At 46.8% G+C, this 16,772-nt stretch carries 12 protein-coding genes; 6 read left to right on the top strand and 6 right to left on the bottom strand.

The features are described 5' to 3' along the window. Positions 1 to 3 precede the first annotated feature (3 nt). From E7027_01750 to E7027_01740, 3 genes are read left to right on the top strand one after another with little or no spacing between them, the layout of a single operon-like run. A complete protein-coding gene (locus tag E7027_01750; protein ID MBE6420858.1) occupies positions 4 to 669 on the top strand; it encodes an ABC transporter ATP-binding protein in 666 nt (221 codons plus the stop codon). Further along, positions 666 to 1,577 (top strand): sel1 repeat family protein, encoded by a 912-nt coding sequence (locus tag E7027_01745; GenBank protein MBE6420857.1) that lies wholly within the window; start codon positions 666 to 668, stop codon positions 1,575 to 1,577. Before E7027_01750 ends, E7027_01745 begins: the two co-directional genes overlap by 4 nt. Beyond that, positions 1,577 to 2,200 (top strand): sel1 repeat family protein, encoded by a 624-nt coding sequence (locus tag E7027_01740; GenBank protein ID MBE6420856.1) that lies wholly within the window; start codon positions 1,577 to 1,579, stop codon positions 2,198 to 2,200. The genes E7027_01745 and E7027_01740 overlap by 1 nt, the downstream gene beginning before the upstream one ends. A gap of 33 nt (positions 2,201 to 2,233) precedes the next feature. Here the strand turns inward: E7027_01740 and E7027_01735 are convergent, their stop codons facing one another. After that, positions 2,234 to 4,600: a DUF3536 domain-containing protein gene (locus tag E7027_01735; protein ID MBE6420855.1), complete on the bottom strand. Its 2,367-nt coding sequence runs from the start codon at positions 4,598 to 4,600 to the stop codon at positions 2,234 to 2,236. Positions 4,601 to 4,733: 133 nt separating this feature from the next. On the opposite strand from E7027_01735, the gene E7027_01730 reads away from it, so the two are divergent. Further along, positions 4,734 to 6,059 (top strand): PhoH family protein, encoded by a 1,326-nt coding sequence (locus tag E7027_01730; protein ID MBE6420854.1) that lies wholly within the window; start codon positions 4,734 to 4,736, stop codon positions 6,057 to 6,059. 138 nt (positions 6,060 to 6,197) lie between these two features. Continuing rightward, a complete protein-coding gene (locus E7027_01725; protein ID MBE6420853.1) occupies positions 6,198 to 10,649 on the top strand; it encodes a hypothetical protein in 4,452 nt (1,483 codons plus the stop codon). A gap of 105 nt (positions 10,650 to 10,754) precedes the next feature. Here E7027_01725 and E7027_01720 read toward each other — a convergent pair whose 3' ends face one another. Together E7027_01720 and gltA are read right to left on the bottom strand one after the other, a co-directional pair. Then, positions 10,755 to 11,609 carry a sulfide/dihydroorotate dehydrogenase-like FAD/NAD-binding protein gene (locus E7027_01720; GenBank protein MBE6420852.1) on the bottom strand — a complete coding sequence of 285 codons (855 nt, stop codon included), beginning with the start codon at positions 11,607 to 11,609 and terminating at the stop codon, positions 10,755 to 10,757. 1 nt (position 11,610) lies between these two features. Then, positions 11,611 to 13,002 carry an NADPH-dependent glutamate synthase gene (gene gltA, locus E7027_01715; GenBank protein MBE6420851.1) on the bottom strand — a complete coding sequence of 464 codons (1,392 nt, stop codon included), beginning with the start codon at positions 13,000 to 13,002 and terminating at the stop codon, positions 11,611 to 11,613. A gap of 140 nt (positions 13,003 to 13,142) precedes the next feature. On the opposite strand from gltA, the gene E7027_01710 reads away from it, so the two are divergent. Then, on the top strand, positions 13,143 to 13,493 hold the full coding sequence (locus E7027_01710) for a YtxH domain-containing protein (protein ID MBE6420850.1): 351 nt from the start codon (positions 13,143 to 13,145) through the stop codon (positions 13,491 to 13,493). Between the two features lie 61 nt (positions 13,494 to 13,554). Here E7027_01710 and E7027_01705 read toward each other — a convergent pair whose 3' ends face one another. The 3 genes from E7027_01705 to E7027_01695 form a co-directional block, all read right to left on the bottom strand. Further along, on the bottom strand, positions 13,555 to 14,934 hold the full coding sequence (locus E7027_01705) for a peptide MFS transporter (GenBank protein ID MBE6420849.1): 1,380 nt from the start codon (positions 14,932 to 14,934) through the stop codon (positions 13,555 to 13,557). A gap of 74 nt (positions 14,935 to 15,008) precedes the next feature. Further along, complete coding sequence (locus E7027_01700; protein MBE6420848.1) at positions 15,009 to 15,320, bottom strand: hypothetical protein; 312 nt, start codon at positions 15,318 to 15,320, stop codon at positions 15,009 to 15,011. Then, entirely contained in the window at positions 15,317 to 16,771 is a 1,455-nt protein-coding gene (locus E7027_01695) for a bifunctional (p)ppGpp synthetase/guanosine-3',5'-bis(diphosphate) 3'-pyrophosphohydrolase (protein ID MBE6420847.1), read from the bottom strand. The genes E7027_01700 and E7027_01695 overlap by 4 nt, the downstream gene beginning before the upstream one ends. Position 16,772 lies beyond the last annotated feature (1 nt).

The raw sequence follows: 16,772 nt of genomic DNA, 5'->3' as shown, positions 1-16,772 counted from the left end.
TTTATGATTGAATTACAACACTTAACAAAAGTTTACGATCAAGGCGGAGAAAATCTTTGCGTATTGGAAGATGTTTCCCTCACGCTTCGTCGCGGAAAATTTACCGTTTTATTGGGGCCTAGCGGTTCGGGCAAAAGCACATTACTGAACCTGATTGCCCTGTTAGATGCCCCCACTGCGGGCAAGATTCTGGTGGACGGGCAGGAAATTACCGCGCTCAAAACGGAAGCCGCCCGTTCTGCTTTACGCCTTGCGAAAATGGGATTTGTTTTTCAGTTTGACGGATTGCTTCCGGAATTTTCTTTGTTGGAAAATGTGGATATGCCCGCACTGATGCGCGGAAATCCCGACCCCAAAAAAGCCCGAGAACTCTTGGAAAAATTTGGCCTTGGAAACATGATTCACAAACTCCCGGCCGATCTTTCCGGCGGAGAAAAACAACGCGCCAGCATTGCCCGTGCCTTACGCAACGAACCGCCCATTTTGCTGGCGGACGAACCCACCGGAAACTTGGACGCGGCACGCAAATTGCAAGTATTTGAAGATTTCGCACGCATGAGCCGCGAAAAAAATTTAACCGTTGTTATGGTTACGCACGATGCCCATGCCGCCGATTATGCAGACGAAGTGCTAACCTTAGAAAACCGAAAATTGGTTAAAACAAAATGAAAAAAAGATTCTTTTTAACCGCTCTTTTTCTGCTAATTCCTCTTTGGGGATTTACTGCAGAAGAGGCCGCCGAAAAAGCCGCCCGGCAAGAGGAGTACCGCCTGCAACGCCATACCTTCAAACAGGTAAGACGCGAAGCCCGCGGCGGAGATATTCACTCCCTTTTTGATTTGGCCTGGCACCACTACCGGGGCAAAGGCACTCCTCAAAACTATAAAAAAGCCTACAAATACTTCAAGAAAGCCGCCAAAAAAGGCAGCGAACGGGCCCTTTATTTTCAAGCCTCTATGCTTTTAAGCGGACGCGGAGTAAAGAAAAACGAACAGAAAGCCTTTCTGCTTTTTAAGCAACTGGCGCATAACGCCAACCCTCACGCCTCTTTCAAACTCTCTCTTATGTACGAACAAGGATTGGGAACGGAAAAAAACGAACAAGAAGCCGCCCGCCTGCTGGATTATGCCGCCCGAAACGGGGTTGCCCCCGCGGCTTTGAAAAAAGGATTAGCTCTGCTAGAAACCCAACCGAAACAAGCCAAAGAACTTATCAAACAAGCGGCGGATATGCACTTCCGCCGGGCGCAATATCACTTGGCCCGTTTATACGAAGCCGAACAAAACAAAGGCCTCGCCTTCCAATATATGTTGTTGGCGGCACAAAAAAATCTGCGCACCGCCCAATGGCAAGTAGCCCAATGGTATGCCCAAGCCTACGGAACGCCCAAAAGCGATTATCAAACCTTCCGTTGGACGCGCCAAGCCGCCAAAAACGGCGTAAAAGAGGCACAAGCCTATCTGGCTGTTTTGTATGAAAACGGAATCGGCACCGCACCCAATAAATTATTCGCCGACAAGTGGAAAAAATTATCCCAAGAAAAAACTTCCATACCCCGCGAGGAGGAATTTTACTAATGCAAATGCTTGAAACGCGCACTGCCGTTGCTATTTTATTTGTCTTGGCACTGGCTCTTTTTTTCCTGCGTAAATATACGTACAACCCGGTAAAGACTCTCCTTAAAAAGGCGGCCGCAGGAGATACGGAAGCCCAATATAAGTTGGGGTTACTCTATTATCAAGGTAAAAAAACACCGCAAGACCCCTTCCAAGCCTTTAACTGGTTTGATACGGCCGCCCGCGGCGGACATATCCGCGCCCAAGTAGCAGTAGCGGGACTGCACAACGCGGGAGAAGGTTGCGAAAAAAACGAAGAAAAAGCCTTTAAGTGGTATCGGGCCGCCGCCGAACAGGGCGATTTTGAAGCCCGCATCAATTTGGCTATCTGTTATTTGGACGGCATCGGGACAGAAAAAAACCCCGAACAAGGCTTTGAAATTATGAAAAAAGCCGCTGATGAAAAAAGTCCGCTGGCCCAAACCTTTACCGGCGATTTATATGAACGCGGCACCGGCACGGAAAAAGATGACAAGAAAGCCCTCCACTATTACTTACTAGCCGCGCAACAAGACGAACCGAGAGCCAAAGCCAAGGTAGCAGCTCTGAAAAAAATTAAACTAACCGAAAAGCCCCCGCTGTAAACGGGGGCTTTTTAATATAGTTTTGTTTTGTTACTAAAGGGCGATCTTTAGTTTGCGGGCCAACGCACGGAGAATATCCTTTTTCTTGGTCTCTTTCCCCAAAGTTTGCATTCCCAAGAATACAAACTGTTGGGCTTTTACCGTATCCGGGTTAAACCCGAAAATTTCCGCATAATTCAAAAACTCCACCAGTCTCAAGGAAGTTTGCATATCGGCCGGATTACGCGCAAAGGCAAAAGCCAACAGAGTCAGTTTTTCCGTTACGGCATCGTTTACCGAACCTTTGGAAACATCTAACCCCAAAGTTTTGACATCTTCCATTAACTGTTCGATGGCGTTCACATCTACCTGCGAAGCACGAATCGCCGCTTTCAAATCAAGCGAAAGCACAAATTCCGCCACCTGCAAAAAAGGCGCCGGAACCGGGGCTCCCAACTGCTGTAATCCGCGAGCCACAGGGTACTGTTCTTCAAAAAGTTTGGAGAAGGCTTGGTCGGTCTGTTCGTCCATTTTGCGCAAAGTTAAGTCCAATACTTTTCGGCGAACATCACGGAACATGGATACCAACGGATAATGTTTTTCAAATTTTTTGCGAATATAAGAAGAACACTCCTCGTATTTTGTTTCTTGGAATAATTTTTCCAATTGAACAAACACTTCCGCTTTATTCAAAGAACCGTCCGGCCCTGCGGCACAAACCGCTTCCGCCGTACCTCTTTGGAAAACGGCAAACTGCATTTTTCGTTCCAATAAAGTAACGGTAGATTTGAGGGTTATTTCCCCAAAGCACAAGTGGGCACCCGGAGCCGAAAATTTGTGCGGCTCGTAAGAAAGAACCTCGCACTCATATGCTTTTTTGGGATTGACCGTTTCGTCTGCCAACAAAGAAACAACATGTTCCAAGGCAATTTTTTCGATAGGAGTTACCTGCGGCTTTACATAACGCTCGTAAGTAATGGCACCGTTCTTAAGTTCCTTGATATTGCTGGGAGCTTCGGCCAATTTTTCGATAAAAGCCGGCTCGTGGTCTTTCCCCGTTACCACGCGGTTTAATTCCAACGCACGCGCGGCATACTGCATAATCTGCACGGTTTCTATCCCGCTGATTTCATCAAAAAACCAACCGCAACTGGTGTACATCAACATGGCATTGCGTTGCATTTCCAACAGCATTAAAGCCGTCGGGCGATCTACCCACGCTTGCTCGGTAGCATGGCGCAAGAAAAAGCGGTGCTGCGCGTCCAGGCTTCTATCCAAGATTAGTTCAATATAATCGTTACGGGCAGCCCAAGGGTCTTTGAAATATTCGCGTCCTTTGGTTTCAAAAGTTTTAATCAGTTCGTCCCGCACAAAGTCCAAAGCGGCACGCAAAGGCCCGCGCCATTTTTGGTGCCAACCCGGACGACCCGAATTGCACCCGCAATCGGAACGCCAGCGTTCCACTCCGTGGAAACAACTCCAGGAAGAATTTTCCACGATTTGTGCTTCGTAGGTAGGCGGGTGTTTTTCCAAAAACTCCCCATACACGGTAAGTTCCACTTCGGGGTTTTCTTCCACTTTTTTCAAACAGTAAGCAAGCGCCATTTCGGCAAACTTTTGGTGATGTCCGTAAGTTTCTCCGTCAGTGGCGATATGCATAAGTTGTGCTTCGGCAGAAGAGTTGTAAGTACTTAATAAGCGGGAAGCAAATTTCTCTCCGGAAGATAAAGTATCCGAAAAAGCAATCCCTTGCGAAATCGGCCCGTCGTAAAAGAAAAGTGCGATTTTTTTACCGTTGGGTAAATTACATAAATACGCACGCTTAGGGTCCACCCCCGCGCCGACTTCCTGCCAGGTTTTTTCGCCGATTTTGCGCACACGGGCACATTGACCGGGCGCCAAAATAACATACTTCATGCCGGCATCGGCCAATGCACAAAGCGTTTCGGTATTACAGGCCGTTTCAGCCAGCCACAAAGCCTCGGGTTCTCTTCCAAAGCGTTTCTTAAAATCGTAAATACCCCATTTGATTTGGGTTTCTTTATCATGTGCATTGGCCAGGGGCAAAATCATGTGGTTGTATGCTTGGGCAATAGCACTTCCGTGTCCGGAAAAACGCTCTTGGCTTTGTTTGTCAGCCTCTAAAACAGCCTGATAAACCTCCGGCTCCGTTTTTTCCATCCACGATAAAAGCGTCGGCCCGAAGTTAAAACTGATGCGGGCATAGTTGCTGGTCAGGTCGGTCAATTCTTTTTTCTCGTTAAGTACCCGAGCCAGCGCATTAGGGGAGTAGCACTCCGCACAAATGCGTTGGTTCCAATCGTGATACGGAGCAGCGCTGTCTTGCAATTCAATGGCCTCCAACCAAGCGTTTTCGCGGGGAGGCTGATAAAAATGTCCGTGGATACAAAGATATTTCATATATATATTTATAGCAATTTCCTACCAAAATGGGTATCGGCAAAAAAAATTTATTTGAAAAAGGGCTTGATTTCGTCGGTAATGTGCGTATAATAAAAAGTAGAAGGACCCTACATAAAAAAGAGAGGCCGTTATGAAAAAAACATTTATTCTGGACACGAACGTGCTTTTGCACGACGTCAACTGCCTACACGCCTTTGAGGATAACGACATTATTATTCCAATGGCTGTCATCGAAGAACTTGATGCTTTTAAGAGCGAAGGAGACACCCGCGGTAAAAATGCCCGCATGGTTTCCCGCGCCTTGGACGAAATGCGCAAATTGGGGCGCCTGAACGAAGGGGTCAAGTTGCCCAAGGGCGGAACCTTAAAAATCGAAATGGATAAACCTTCCGCCTTGCCGCAATCCATGGCTTTTAACAAAGCAGACAACGCGATTCTCAACATTGCCTATACCTTGGGGAAAAAAGAAGGGTCTTATAAAAAAAATGCTTCCCCTGTTTTTGTAGTAACCAAAGATATTAACATGCGCCTAAAAGCCGAGGCTTTGGGGCTTTTTGCACAAGACTATACTTCCGATAAAGTAAACGTGGACGAACTTTACACCGGCGTGTCGGAAGTGGAAGTTTCCTCCGAACAGATAGATGCCTTCTATCGCGATAAACAACTGGCCATGGACCCTACTCTTTTCTTTCCTAACCAGTTTATTATTCTCAAAACCAATGACGGCAGTAAAAAATCGGCTATCGGGCGTGTATCCAATAACGGCGAGTGTGTGCTCCGCCCGTTATCCTCGCAAGAACCAATGGCTTGGGGCATCAAACCGCTTAACAAAGAACAACGCTTTGCCATGGAATTATTGCTGGACGACAGTTTAGATATTGTAACCCTCGTCGGCACGGCCGGTACGGGTAAGACCTTAATCACCCTGGCCACCGGCTTGCAGCGCACCATGGACGAAAATGCCTACCGCCGCTTGGTGGTGTGCCGCTCCATTGTACCCGTAGGGAAAGATTTAGGGTTCCTGCCCGGTACGAAGGAAGAAAAATTGGAAGCCTGGATGGGCGCCATTTACGATAACTTGGCCTTCCTCGCCGACCGGAAAAACCCGGACGAAGGCGAAGAAAAAGCCCATTACCTGCTGGATAGCGGAAAAATCGAAATCGCTTCCGTTACGCACATGCGCGGCAGAAGTTTACCCGGCCAATACATGATTGTGGACGATGCACAAAACCTCACTCCGCATGAAATGAAAACGATTCTTACCCGTGCGGGAGACGGAACCAAAGTGGTGGTAACCGGGGATCCTTACCAAATTGATACGCCGTACTTGGATGTGGAATCCAACGGGCTTACCTATTTGGTGGATCGTTTGAAAGGGCAAAAGTCCTACGGGCATATCACTTTCACCAAAACGGAACGCAGCCGCTTGGCGGATCTTGCCTCTAAATTACTGTAATAAAAAATACCACCAAAAGGGCCCACTTTTTTCGTGGGCCCTTTTTCTATGTAAAAATAGGCCTTTTATGACTGGAAAATAGACGAAAAAACGATATAATAGAAATATACCCTTTTGTTTTATTTAATAGGAGATTCTATGAAATCTATTTTTTGCCGCGTCATGTTGGCTGTTTTTACCCTGAACTGCCTGCTTCCTTCCCCGTCTGTATGGGCGCAAGCCGCATCGGCTAAACCTTCTCAAGCGGACATGTTGGCCACCCTTCAACAACAAGCAGAGGAAGCCCAACGCAAAGCCCAAGAACAAGAAGACCAATTGGAAGCGGCCCTTCAAAAATATGATGAAGCCGAAACCATGGAAGAAATCTACGCGGCCATGGAAGAATTGCACACACAGGGAGTCGCCAAAGAAAATTTTGAACGCCAACGCCCCGGTTATGCCCGTATCGGCTATCCGGACGGCGAAGATGTATTGCAAAAAATAAAATCTCCCGATTTTACTTTAGACCAATTGGTCGATATGATTGACCCCTACATCTATGACCAAGGGCATTATCTCAGCACGGCCTATGCCACAGAAGTGTTTGGGAACTCTATAGAAGCTTTCGACACGTCTTCTTTAGACGAAGAAACCAAAGCCGGCCTTTTGGATTTACTCCCCCGTGTACAACTTCGCATGATGCACCGATTAGATTATATCCAAGGGGAAAAGGCTACCCCTTCTACAGTTAATGATGTAATGGCGAGAGGGTCCTTGCGTATTGCTTTGTGGAAAATTCATGAGTTTTACCAAGCAATCGGGGAAGAAGACCCGTTGAAGGAATTTTTGGTTTCCATACAGATTAAAAACTATGACGAAGCAGCAGCAAAGTTGAAAAGAAATACCGTTTACGATATTGAAATGGCCCCAAAATTAAAAGCCATGAACGAAGCCTGGGCCAAACAAGCCAGAGCCGATTTTATCACAAACATTAGAGAAAAAGATATTTATGAAGGGATGAAAAATCGTTTCTTTCAGGAAATAAAAGACTACAAAGCCAAAAACCCGAAAGCCGACTCTACCGATTTTCAGCTCTTGCTCTTAACGGCTGATTATGCCACTATGTTCTTTTTGTTTACCGGAAAAGCAGATCCTAAGAGTATCGTGGATATGTTTGATGAAGGCCCTTCTAAACGCAATCCCAAATTTGAACAACCTTATTCTTCGCTTTTTTACCAGGTAATGCAGAGCATGTACCAGACGGCAAAGTACTCCAAGGATATCAATACACGGGCAATAATAAACTCTTTGGTGGACATGAGCAGCCCGAAAAAATATTCCATCCCGGTGCGCATTTTTGCGTTGGAAGCTGTCGGGAAATTGGTAGAAAAACAACACACATGCCCCACCTTTAACCCGGAAGATTTGTCCGGGACAAATGTATTTTACTGTAACACTCCACAGGTAGACCCTCACACGCAGGCCATGCTGGCGGCACGCGTGGTAGATTTATTCTATCCGTTGCAATCTACTCACTATCTATCTATTGAAGATTACGGTTTGGATTCTGAGCAGATGAAGGAACTTTCCGATCAGTTGGCTACTATCTATAATTATTTTGCCAATGACGAACTCCGTTTCAGACAAGGGGTAAAATCTAATTGTAGCAATATTGCCTACGATACAAACGGAAATATCCGCGTGCTTAATTCGGGAACTTCTGTTCCTCGTATTTTGCCCTCCAATGCGCCTAATACGACGGAATGTCGAGACTACTATGGAAAATTAAAACTCATTACATATGGTGGCTTAGGTCGCGATTCTAATGGCCGTTGGCATATGATGCACTTAAACAACGGCTATAACAGCAAAAAGAAGGAAGATGAACACATGGCACTATTTGCCCGGTTGGCAGGGGAAGCTTTGCTGTGGTACGTAGGTGGGGAACTTATTGGTATAGCATGGCGCGCCAGTAAAGGAACCGTTTTAGCACTTGGTCCTATGGCAAAAGCAGCCAAGACTGCACGAAAGGGACGCAAGTTACAAGCTGCGGCTGTTCAATTGAAGAAAAGTGTACGCTACCAAAACGTAGTACACAATATGGGAAAAACCGGGCAAACCTTGGTTTATACGCACGCAGCCAAAGTAGCCAATCCCGGTAATCTGCCGGTGTTAGCTTCCGAGGTGGCAAGTGCCACTGCCACGACAACGAAAGTGGTTACCTCCACGCGCGTGCTTAAAAACCGCAAGTTCTTCCAATTTTTAAGAAGCCCCAAAGCCCCGATTACCCAAATCGAAATCGGTGCGCATGTACCGGGCCTTCAATATACCGGGGCCCGTGTAGCAGAAAGCGCAATGCCGCGCCTGAGCAAAGGGATTCGAAACTACGATGACTGGAAATTCTTTACGCGCAACTTAGTGGACGGAGCCGGGAACCCTGTTAAATGGAGTGAATTTAACCTGGTTTCCTCTTGGACTCCTACGGGATTGACTAACGCCACGGTGCGCCAATTGCAAAACGAAGATGAACTCCTTTTTGCAACTTACAAAGGTCTCAACCAAGGGAAATTTAACTATTGGGCACACACGGCCGACGGGTGGGTACGTGTAGATGCCGCCACTTTCGGGAAAATGGGCAAAGAACTCAAAGCTATTGAAGCGGCCGTGCCCGATTATTACAAGGTTCTTGGAGTGAAACCGACGGCAAGTGCGCGCGAAGTAAAGCAAACTTACCGCAACCTTGTTAAAACATTACATCCGGATAAAAATCCGGCTGATAAAGCGTTAATCTATAAAATTAACGAAGCGTGGAGTGTCTTGGGTGATGCCGCTAAGCGCACCGCTTACGATGCCAAATTTATGGCCCAAGGTGGAGCTGTCGGTGAAAGTGTATTTGGTTTATCCCAAGCGGAAAACGGTTTTTCTTTAGCCATTACGCGCGATTTAGGTGCAAGTCCTAAAGCCGGTTGGGGCAAAGGTTTTGACCCTGTACAAGCCCATAAAGGTTTGGGGTTCAATGCCGCTAACTGGACAGAAAACTATACCTATCAATTAACCGGTCATTTGGCTACTTCCGGTCAGTTAGATATCTTGGCCAGCAACTTGCTTACCAGCACGCAGTTCTGGCGCGGCTACACCGGCAACTTGCTTTTCTTTGGTGCTTGGAGAGCCTTAGATGCCGCCACCTATCATCTTGGTTTCAAAGATTGGCTCGTAAACAGACAAACGGCTGATCACCAAGCCGAGTTGAATAAATACGGCGACCTCTTTAAGCCGCAAGAACCGGCCGATAATGCTGCTGCCGACAACGGCTTAGAACTCTATAACAAAGTGGCTGCTGCCGTGCAGGATAATTCCGAAGGCTACTTTATCGTAGCCCCGATCATCTTGGCGCGCCGCGGGCTTTCCAATATCGGTATTGGGAATATGTCCTTCCTGTCCGACAAAGACAAAGCCCTCTACGAATCGGCCGCTAACCGCATGCGCCTTAACAATGCTATCGTAGAAGGAAACGAAGCCAAGAACAAAGAGGTGATTCGTCAAACTTACGAAGCCGCCATGACCGAAACCGGGCCGGAATTCCGCCAGTTCTTACAACAGCAGTTCGCGGGCCTGCCCAACGGAAACGCCTTGGCGGATAAGTGGGTAGACGGCTACAGAGCCGAAATGCAAGCCATCTATGAAAGCGAAGTCGATGATACCGCTAAATACAACCAGATGAATCAAGCCATTGGTAAGTGGACAGACGAATTGCACGGCATGTACACGCAATCTCTCTATGCGGCCGTACAAGAGAACACCTCGGAAGAAGTTAAAATGCAACTTTTCTTCCAGTTTATGGCTTTGCCGGATGCTATGGCCCAAATAGAAAAATGGCAAAAAGACTTCAAACAAGAAGCCGACTTTGTTTACACTTCTTCTAAAACCAACGAAGAAAAATTAAATGCGCTTAATGAAGTAATGTCTCGCTATTACGGCAAAATTGATGAAATGAATAAACAAGCCTCCCGAATAGCCATAGACAACCACGCAGAAACCTATAAAGATTATGTGGAACAATGGGCCGCACAAGCCGCCATGTACGACCCGGAAAACGGAGAAAAAGAAGTACGCAAAATTTGGGAAGAATACTTCCAAAAATTCGATGCGTTGATGAAATCTGCCAAATCCGAAGAAGATAAAATGAACGAGTGGAACACCTTATTGGAAGAATATTCCCACCGTTCTAACACCTATCTCAACGGGCTTATTCCGGCTGATCAACAGGGTTATGGCGCTTACGCAGAGGATCCTGCGGCGGCTGATGCGCCGGTACTCGATTGGGAAGAGGCCGCATTGGCTGAGATTAACAGCATCGAGTTGGAAGTAGAACAAATTGTGGCTACTTGGAGTGAATTGTTAAAGAAAGAAGCCAAAGCCGCCGCCGCAACCTTCGTACAAAAAGCAACGGCCGTTGTAAACGGAGAAGGCACCAATGAGGATAAACAAGTCCAAGTATTGGCTCTCTTTGAGGAATTAAATGCTGCGTTGGAAGCCGTCAACCTGAAACAACAACGCAACGACGAACTTCTCCCGCCCAGCGAATCGGACGGCAACACGCAAGCCTACTAGTTTAAGATTCAACTGAAAAGGCCCGTTCAAACGGGCCTTTTTTGTGGGCAACTTTACATAAAAAATCCCGGGGTATTCCCGGGGTTTTTTAATTCAAACTGTCTATCAGTGAAGTCCGCATTTGCAGACATGGTCTTTTTCATGCAAAAGCAAACTTTCCTGTTCTTGCGGTTTGTATTCACTCGTGCGGCGGATCAACTCGTCAAAATCAATGGTTTTGGAAGGAAACATCGGCCCTTCCACACAAGCAAAGCGAACCTTGCCTTCCACCGTCACACGGCAACAACCACACATACCGGTTCCGTCCAACATAATGGGGTTCAGACTGGAAAAAGGCTCCATGCCCAGTTTATCCATTAAGCGGGAAGAAAACTTCATCATAGGAATCGGCCCGATGATGAAACCGGCCGCTATTTTTTCTCCCTCGTCATGAAGTTTTTGTATAGCGTCCGTTACCAAACCTTTCATGCCGAAAGAGCCGTCGTCGGTCGTGCTGACGGTTTTATCGCACAAGGCAGACATTTCTGGCTCCAGAATAAGCAAATCTTTTGTGCGGGCACCCAAAACGGCAATTACACGATTCCCCGCTTCTTTGAACGCGCGAGCAATCGGGTACACTTCGGCAATACCTACACCGCCGCCCACCACAGCTACCGTACCGTAATTTTTAATTTCTACGGGAGTCCCCAACGGGCCGGCCACATTTAGAAATTTTTCCCCTTGTTCCAAGGAATTAAACATAGATGTAGATTTCCCGATGGCCTGGATAATAACCGTAATCGTGCCTTTTTCACTATCCCAATCTACCAAGGTAACAGGGACTCTTTCCCCCCCTTCACGGCCACGCAAAATGACAAATTGCCCGGCTTTGGCAGATTTGGCAATCAAGGGTTTGTAAATAACAAACTTTACAACGGTATCGCTTAAATTCTCTTTGACTAAAATGGTATTTTCTTCCATACTATTTTCCCTCTTTCAAATACTGGTTAATGCGCCCGGCGGCTTCAATGCCGTCTTTCATGGCAAGCAGTACGGTAGCACCGCCGCGGATAATATCTCCGCCGGCATATACACCCGGCATAGTGGTTTTGCCTTCTTCGTCCAAGGCCAAAACGCCTCTTTCGGTCGTTTTAAGTTCCGGGGTGGTTTTGGCAATAATCGGGTTGGGTTTTTGCCCGATGGCTACAATGATGGTATCCACCGGAAGTACAAATTCCGACCCGGGAATTTCCACCGGACGGCGGCGGCCTTTTTCATCGGGTGCGCCCAATTCGTTGCGGGTGCATTTCAAGCCCGCTACATGGCCGTTTTCATCTACCACTACTTCTTTGGGTGTTACTAAAAATTCAAATGCTACTCCTTCTTCTTTGGCGTGCTCCACTTCCGCTACGCGAGCAGGCATTTCCGCTTCGCTTCTGCGGTAGGCTACGGTTACGCTATCGGGCCCTAAACGCATGGCGCAACGGGCCGCGTCCATGGCACTGTTCCCGCCGCCCAATACGGCTACGCGTTTACCAATGTGAATCGGAGTATCCGTTTCCGGGAATTTATAGGCTTGCATCAAGTTTACACGCGTTAAAAATTCGTTGGCACTGTATACCCCTACGGCGTTTTCGCCGGGGATTCCCGTTAAAGTAGGTAAACCGGCGCCACTACCGACATAAATGGCATCGTACTCTTTTAGCATATCGGCAATAGTTTCTGTCGCACCGACGAGAACATCCGTCACGAACTTTACCCCCATTGCTTTAACCGTTTCGATTTCGTGGTCAATCACTTCGCGCGGTAAACGGAAGGACGGAATCCCGTAGCGAAGCACCCCGCCAAAGGCGTGCAGGGCTTCAATAACGGTTACTTCATGCCCGGCGCGGGCCAGTTCCGCTGCCGCCGCAATAGAAGAAGGCCCGGAACCGATACACGCTACTTTTTTACCGGTAGATTCTCCGCACACAGGGGCTTTTAATAAACCTTCTTTGCGGGCCGTATCAGCCGTATAGCGCTCCAACATACCGATATTTACCGAACCGAAGCGTTCCTTTAACACGCAGTTACCTTCGCAGTGTTTTTCCTGCGGGCACACACGACCGCAGATAGCGGGAAGCAAACTGGTTTCCATAATTTTGCTGGCGGCTTCGCCCACTTTGCCTTCCTTAAGCAAAGCAATAAAGGCCGGAATCTGCACTCCTACGGGGCAATTGGCCTGACAACGGGCATTTTTACAATTCAAACAGCGGTCGGCTTCGGCCATGGCTTCTTCTTTGGTAAAGATTTGGGCCACTTCATCAAAATTTCTTTTGCGCACTTGCGGGTCTAACTGTTTCCCGTTTTGGCGCGGAGCGGACGGATTAGGCATATAGGTCTCCTCTTAAACTAATTCAAAACAAACTGTGGCAAAAAAACACTTTGCCATTATACTATACATAGGAGGAATTTATTTCCGCCATTTGTTGTACAATATATATACATTATAGCAAAGCAAAAGGAGGGGTAAATATGTGTCATAAATGTGATTGTGCCGGAAAAGGCTTGGCCGCGTTTTTATTGGGAGCCGTAGCAGGGCTTGCCGTGGGGGTGCTTTTTGCTCCCGCCAAAGGCGAAACGACCCGCCGCAAACTTAAACGTTGGGCCGATGAAACCTACGAAGACCAAAAAGAATATCTTTTGGAACACGCGGGTGAATTAAAAGAAAAAGTGAAAAAACACGCTGCCGATGTGCGCCGCGAACTGGCGGAACGCACCGAAGAAGCCAAAGAAAAATTAGCTGAAGGCAAAGATAAAGTGGTAAAAGAATTTAACAAAAGAAAAGATGAATTTACCGCTAAATTCAAAAAAGACGAAGAATAAAAACTTCTAACAAAAAACCCCGAGGATAACCCTCGGGGTTTTTTTATTGCTCAGGTAAAAATTATTGAACGCCATGCATCCATTTTTTGATTTTGCCCGAGAACAACCATACCAACAACCCAAATACCATCAAAATGCAGGCAGGGATGGCAAAGAAGGTCGTCATAGATTTCAACTCTGCAGACAAGGTGGCAAAGTAGCCGCCCATCAAGTTACCGAAGAAAGAGGCAGCCAACCATACACCCATTAACATGGACATAAGTTTGGCAGGAGCCAATTTGGTAACCATGGACAACCCCACCGGCGATAAGCACAACTCACCGCAGGTGTGAATTACATAAAGAGCGACCAACCACATCATGCTGATTTGGTGTTCGGGGGTCAAGAACATAGAACCGATGGCCAAAACCAAGAAGCCAAAACCCGTTAAAAATACACCCATGGCGAATTTTAAGGGAATAGACGGTTCTTTGCCTTTGCTTCCCAATTTAACCCACATTTTGGCAAACAAAGGAGCCAAAATTACTACGGAAATGGGGTTAATAGATTGGAACCAAGAGGCTTTGATTTCCAAAACAAAGTTACCCAACCACGCAGGGAATTGGAAGGTAGGCAAGTAAACGGAGGTTTGGGCAAATCTGCTCAAAGAAGAACCGGCTTGTTCAAAGAAAGCAAAGAAGAAAATCGCAATAAACGTAAAGGTTACTACGGCTTTAATCTTATCTTTATCTTCAGCGGTCAAAGGCTTATCTTCTTCAATAGCGGCTTGGGTTTTGTGTTTAGAAACCGGATACAAACCGATTTCGCCCAAAAAGCGTTTTTGTTCAACCAAGTACCAAACAAGACCGATAATCATACCGATACCGGCGGCCATAAAACCCCAGCGCCATTGTACCCAGGCGGGAGAAGTAGCCGTTACTTCACCTACATAACCGGTAATAAAGGGAGCGATAAACGCACCTACGTTAATACCCATGTAGAAAATGGTAAAACCGGCATCTCTGCGGGAATCATTAGGTTCGTAGAGTTCCCCTACAATAGAAGAAATGTTCGGTTTGAAAAAACCGTTCCCCAAAATGATAAGTACAAGACCGGCAAACAAGGCTACACGAGCCGGAACAAACCCATAGGAGGCAAGGACGAATTGGCCTAACGCCATCAAGATAGCACCAATCGTAATAGAGTGACGTTTCCCGATATAGTTATCCGCAATCCAACCGCCGAGAACCGGGGTAAGATATACCAAAGCCGTAAACCAACCATAGATTTTAAAGGCCACAGGATCGCTAAAACCAATCACAGCACTCGTCATAAAATAGACAAGAAGTGCTCTCATACCATAGTAGTTAAAGCGTTCCCACATTTCGACCATAAACAGCATATACAGCCCTTTCGGGTGGCCGTTTTTGGTCACATTATGCTTTACTTCAGTGTCTGTCATTTCTTTCTCCTTAATTTATTTGAAAAAGGTACTCTATATTGTACTAAATATGAAGGGATAGAGGATAGCAAAAATTAGAAGGTCGGGGAAACCAAACTACGGGAAACATCCTGCACCAACTCAAAGGCCGCCACACAAGCCTGAATCAAATAAATGCCAATCAGTACCAGCACAATTGTGTAAATCCACTTGGCTACAGTTCCTATCAGTTTAGAACTCCATACTACCGGCAAGGCAAACGGCCCCAACACCAGCGTAAGCAAAATGATGCCCGTATGGGAGCAGAGAAACCCGCTGCCCGGTTTCAAACTTTTACCGCAACGGCGACAAAAATTATCCGTTTCTTCATAAGGCAAAAAACATCGGGGACAAATCTTCGGGCTCACAGTTCCACTCCTTTTCCGCGCAGATAGCGTTTGATATGGCTACGGGCGCCTGCCGTGCGGGCAAATTCCAGCCAATCGCGTTTGGGTTCTCCGTTTTTGCGGGTGATAATTTCGCACACATCGCCCGTTTTGAAAGTGTAGTCCATGCGCACCATGCGGTTGTTCACTTTGGCTCCCACATAATGGTCACCGATATCCGTATGAATAGCATAGGCAAAATCAATAGGGGTAGAACCTTCCGGCAGAGATTTTACATCAGCACGAGGCGTAAACACAAAAATTTGTTGCAGGTTCACATCGGTTTTGAACCCTTCCAAAAATTCGCGCGGGGCGGTTAAATCTTGTTGCCACTCAATCCAACGGCGGATCCAGTTAATTTTTTCGTCAAAGTTTTTATCTTGCTTGGTAGCCCCTAATTTGTAACGCCAGTGCGCGGCGATACCGTATTCGCAGGTGCGGTGCATTTCTTCCGTGCGAATTTGAATTTCGATAATATCTCCCGTAGGGGCCAGCACCGTAGTGTGGATACTTTGGTACATATTGGCCTTTGGCGTCGCAATATAATCGGTAAATGTGCCGGCAAGAGGCTTGAATACACTGTGTACGATACCCAAGGCCTTGTAACAGTCTTGTAAGGTCTTGGTGATAATACGCACACCCAGAGAGTCCTGAATTTCCATAAAAGAACAATTATGTTTTTGCATTTTACGATAAATGGAATAATAGTTTTTGGCACGTGCCAAAATGCGGTATTCCATTTTTTCGTTTTGCAAAGCAGGCTCTAAATGTTTTTTGAAATTTTCCAAAGCCGCTTGACGGTCAGCCGTGCGGGCTTCCACTTCTTCCTTCAGCAAGGTGTATTCCTGCGGGTGGAGATATTTGAAGGAAAGGTCTTCCAAATCGGTTTTAATCGTAAACATTCCCAAGCGTTGCGCAAGCGGCGCATAGAGGGAAATGGTTTCGTAGGCCTTAAATTTCTGTTTTTCGGGAGGCATAACATCCATGGTACGCATATTATGGGTACGGTCGGCCAATTTAATTAGAATCACGCGCACATCTTCCGCCACGGCAATTAACATTTTGCGCCAATTCTCTACGGTTTCTTCGTCAGTAGAGGAAAATTTCAAATCGCTGATTTTGGTAACCCCCTGCACCATGTGGGCAATCTGTTTGTTAAATTCCCGCTTAATGTCTTCCAAAGAAACGGAGGTGTCTTCCACCGTATCGTGCAACAACCCGGCGCAAACAGTGTCGGCGTCCAGGTTAAACTCCATAAGAATACTGGCCACATTTCGGCAATGCATAAAATACGGTTCGCCGCTCTCGCGTTTTTGGTCGGCGTGGGCTTTTTCGGCAAAATGATAGGCCTTTTCAATCAGGGAAGTATCCTGATTGGGGTTGTATTCCTTGAATTTTTGCAGCAAGGTCTGCAAGTCCGGTGCGGAAGACATA

It is taken from the genome of Elusimicrobium sp., from assembly GCA_015062115.1.
Taxonomy (GTDB): domain Bacteria; phylum Elusimicrobiota; class Elusimicrobia; order Elusimicrobiales; family Elusimicrobiaceae; genus Avelusimicrobium.
This window is presented reverse-complemented; position numbering and strand designations above follow the sequence as displayed.

Coding starts and splice junctions, on each gene's coding strand:
- E7027_01750 (MBE6420858.1), top strand. CDS start 4: ATGATTGAATTACAACACTTAACAAAAGTTTACGATCAAGGCGGAGAA.
- E7027_01745 (MBE6420857.1), top strand. CDS start 666: ATGAAAAAAAGATTCTTTTTAACCGCTCTTTTTCTGCTAATTCCTCTT.
- E7027_01740 (MBE6420856.1), top strand. CDS start 1,577: ATGCAAATGCTTGAAACGCGCACTGCCGTTGCTATTTTATTTGTCTTG.
- E7027_01735 (MBE6420855.1), bottom strand. CDS start 4,600: ATGAAATATCTTTGTATCCACGGACATTTTTATCAGCCTCCCCGCGAA.
- E7027_01730 (MBE6420854.1), top strand. CDS start 4,734: ATGAAAAAAACATTTATTCTGGACACGAACGTGCTTTTGCACGACGTC.
- E7027_01725 (MBE6420853.1), top strand. CDS start 6,198: ATGAAATCTATTTTTTGCCGCGTCATGTTGGCTGTTTTTACCCTGAAC.
- E7027_01720 (MBE6420852.1), bottom strand. CDS start 11,609: ATGGAAGAAAATACCATTTTAGTCAAAGAGAATTTAAGCGATACCGTT.
- gltA (MBE6420851.1), bottom strand. CDS start 13,002: ATGCCTAATCCGTCCGCTCCGCGCCAAAACGGGAAACAGTTAGACCCG.
- E7027_01710 (MBE6420850.1), top strand. CDS start 13,143: ATGTGTCATAAATGTGATTGTGCCGGAAAAGGCTTGGCCGCGTTTTTA.
- E7027_01705 (MBE6420849.1), bottom strand. CDS start 14,934: ATGACAGACACTGAAGTAAAGCATAATGTGACCAAAAACGGCCACCCG.
- E7027_01695 (MBE6420847.1), bottom strand. CDS start 16,771: ATGTCTTCCGCACCGGACTTGCAGACCTTGCTGCAAAAATTCAAGGAA.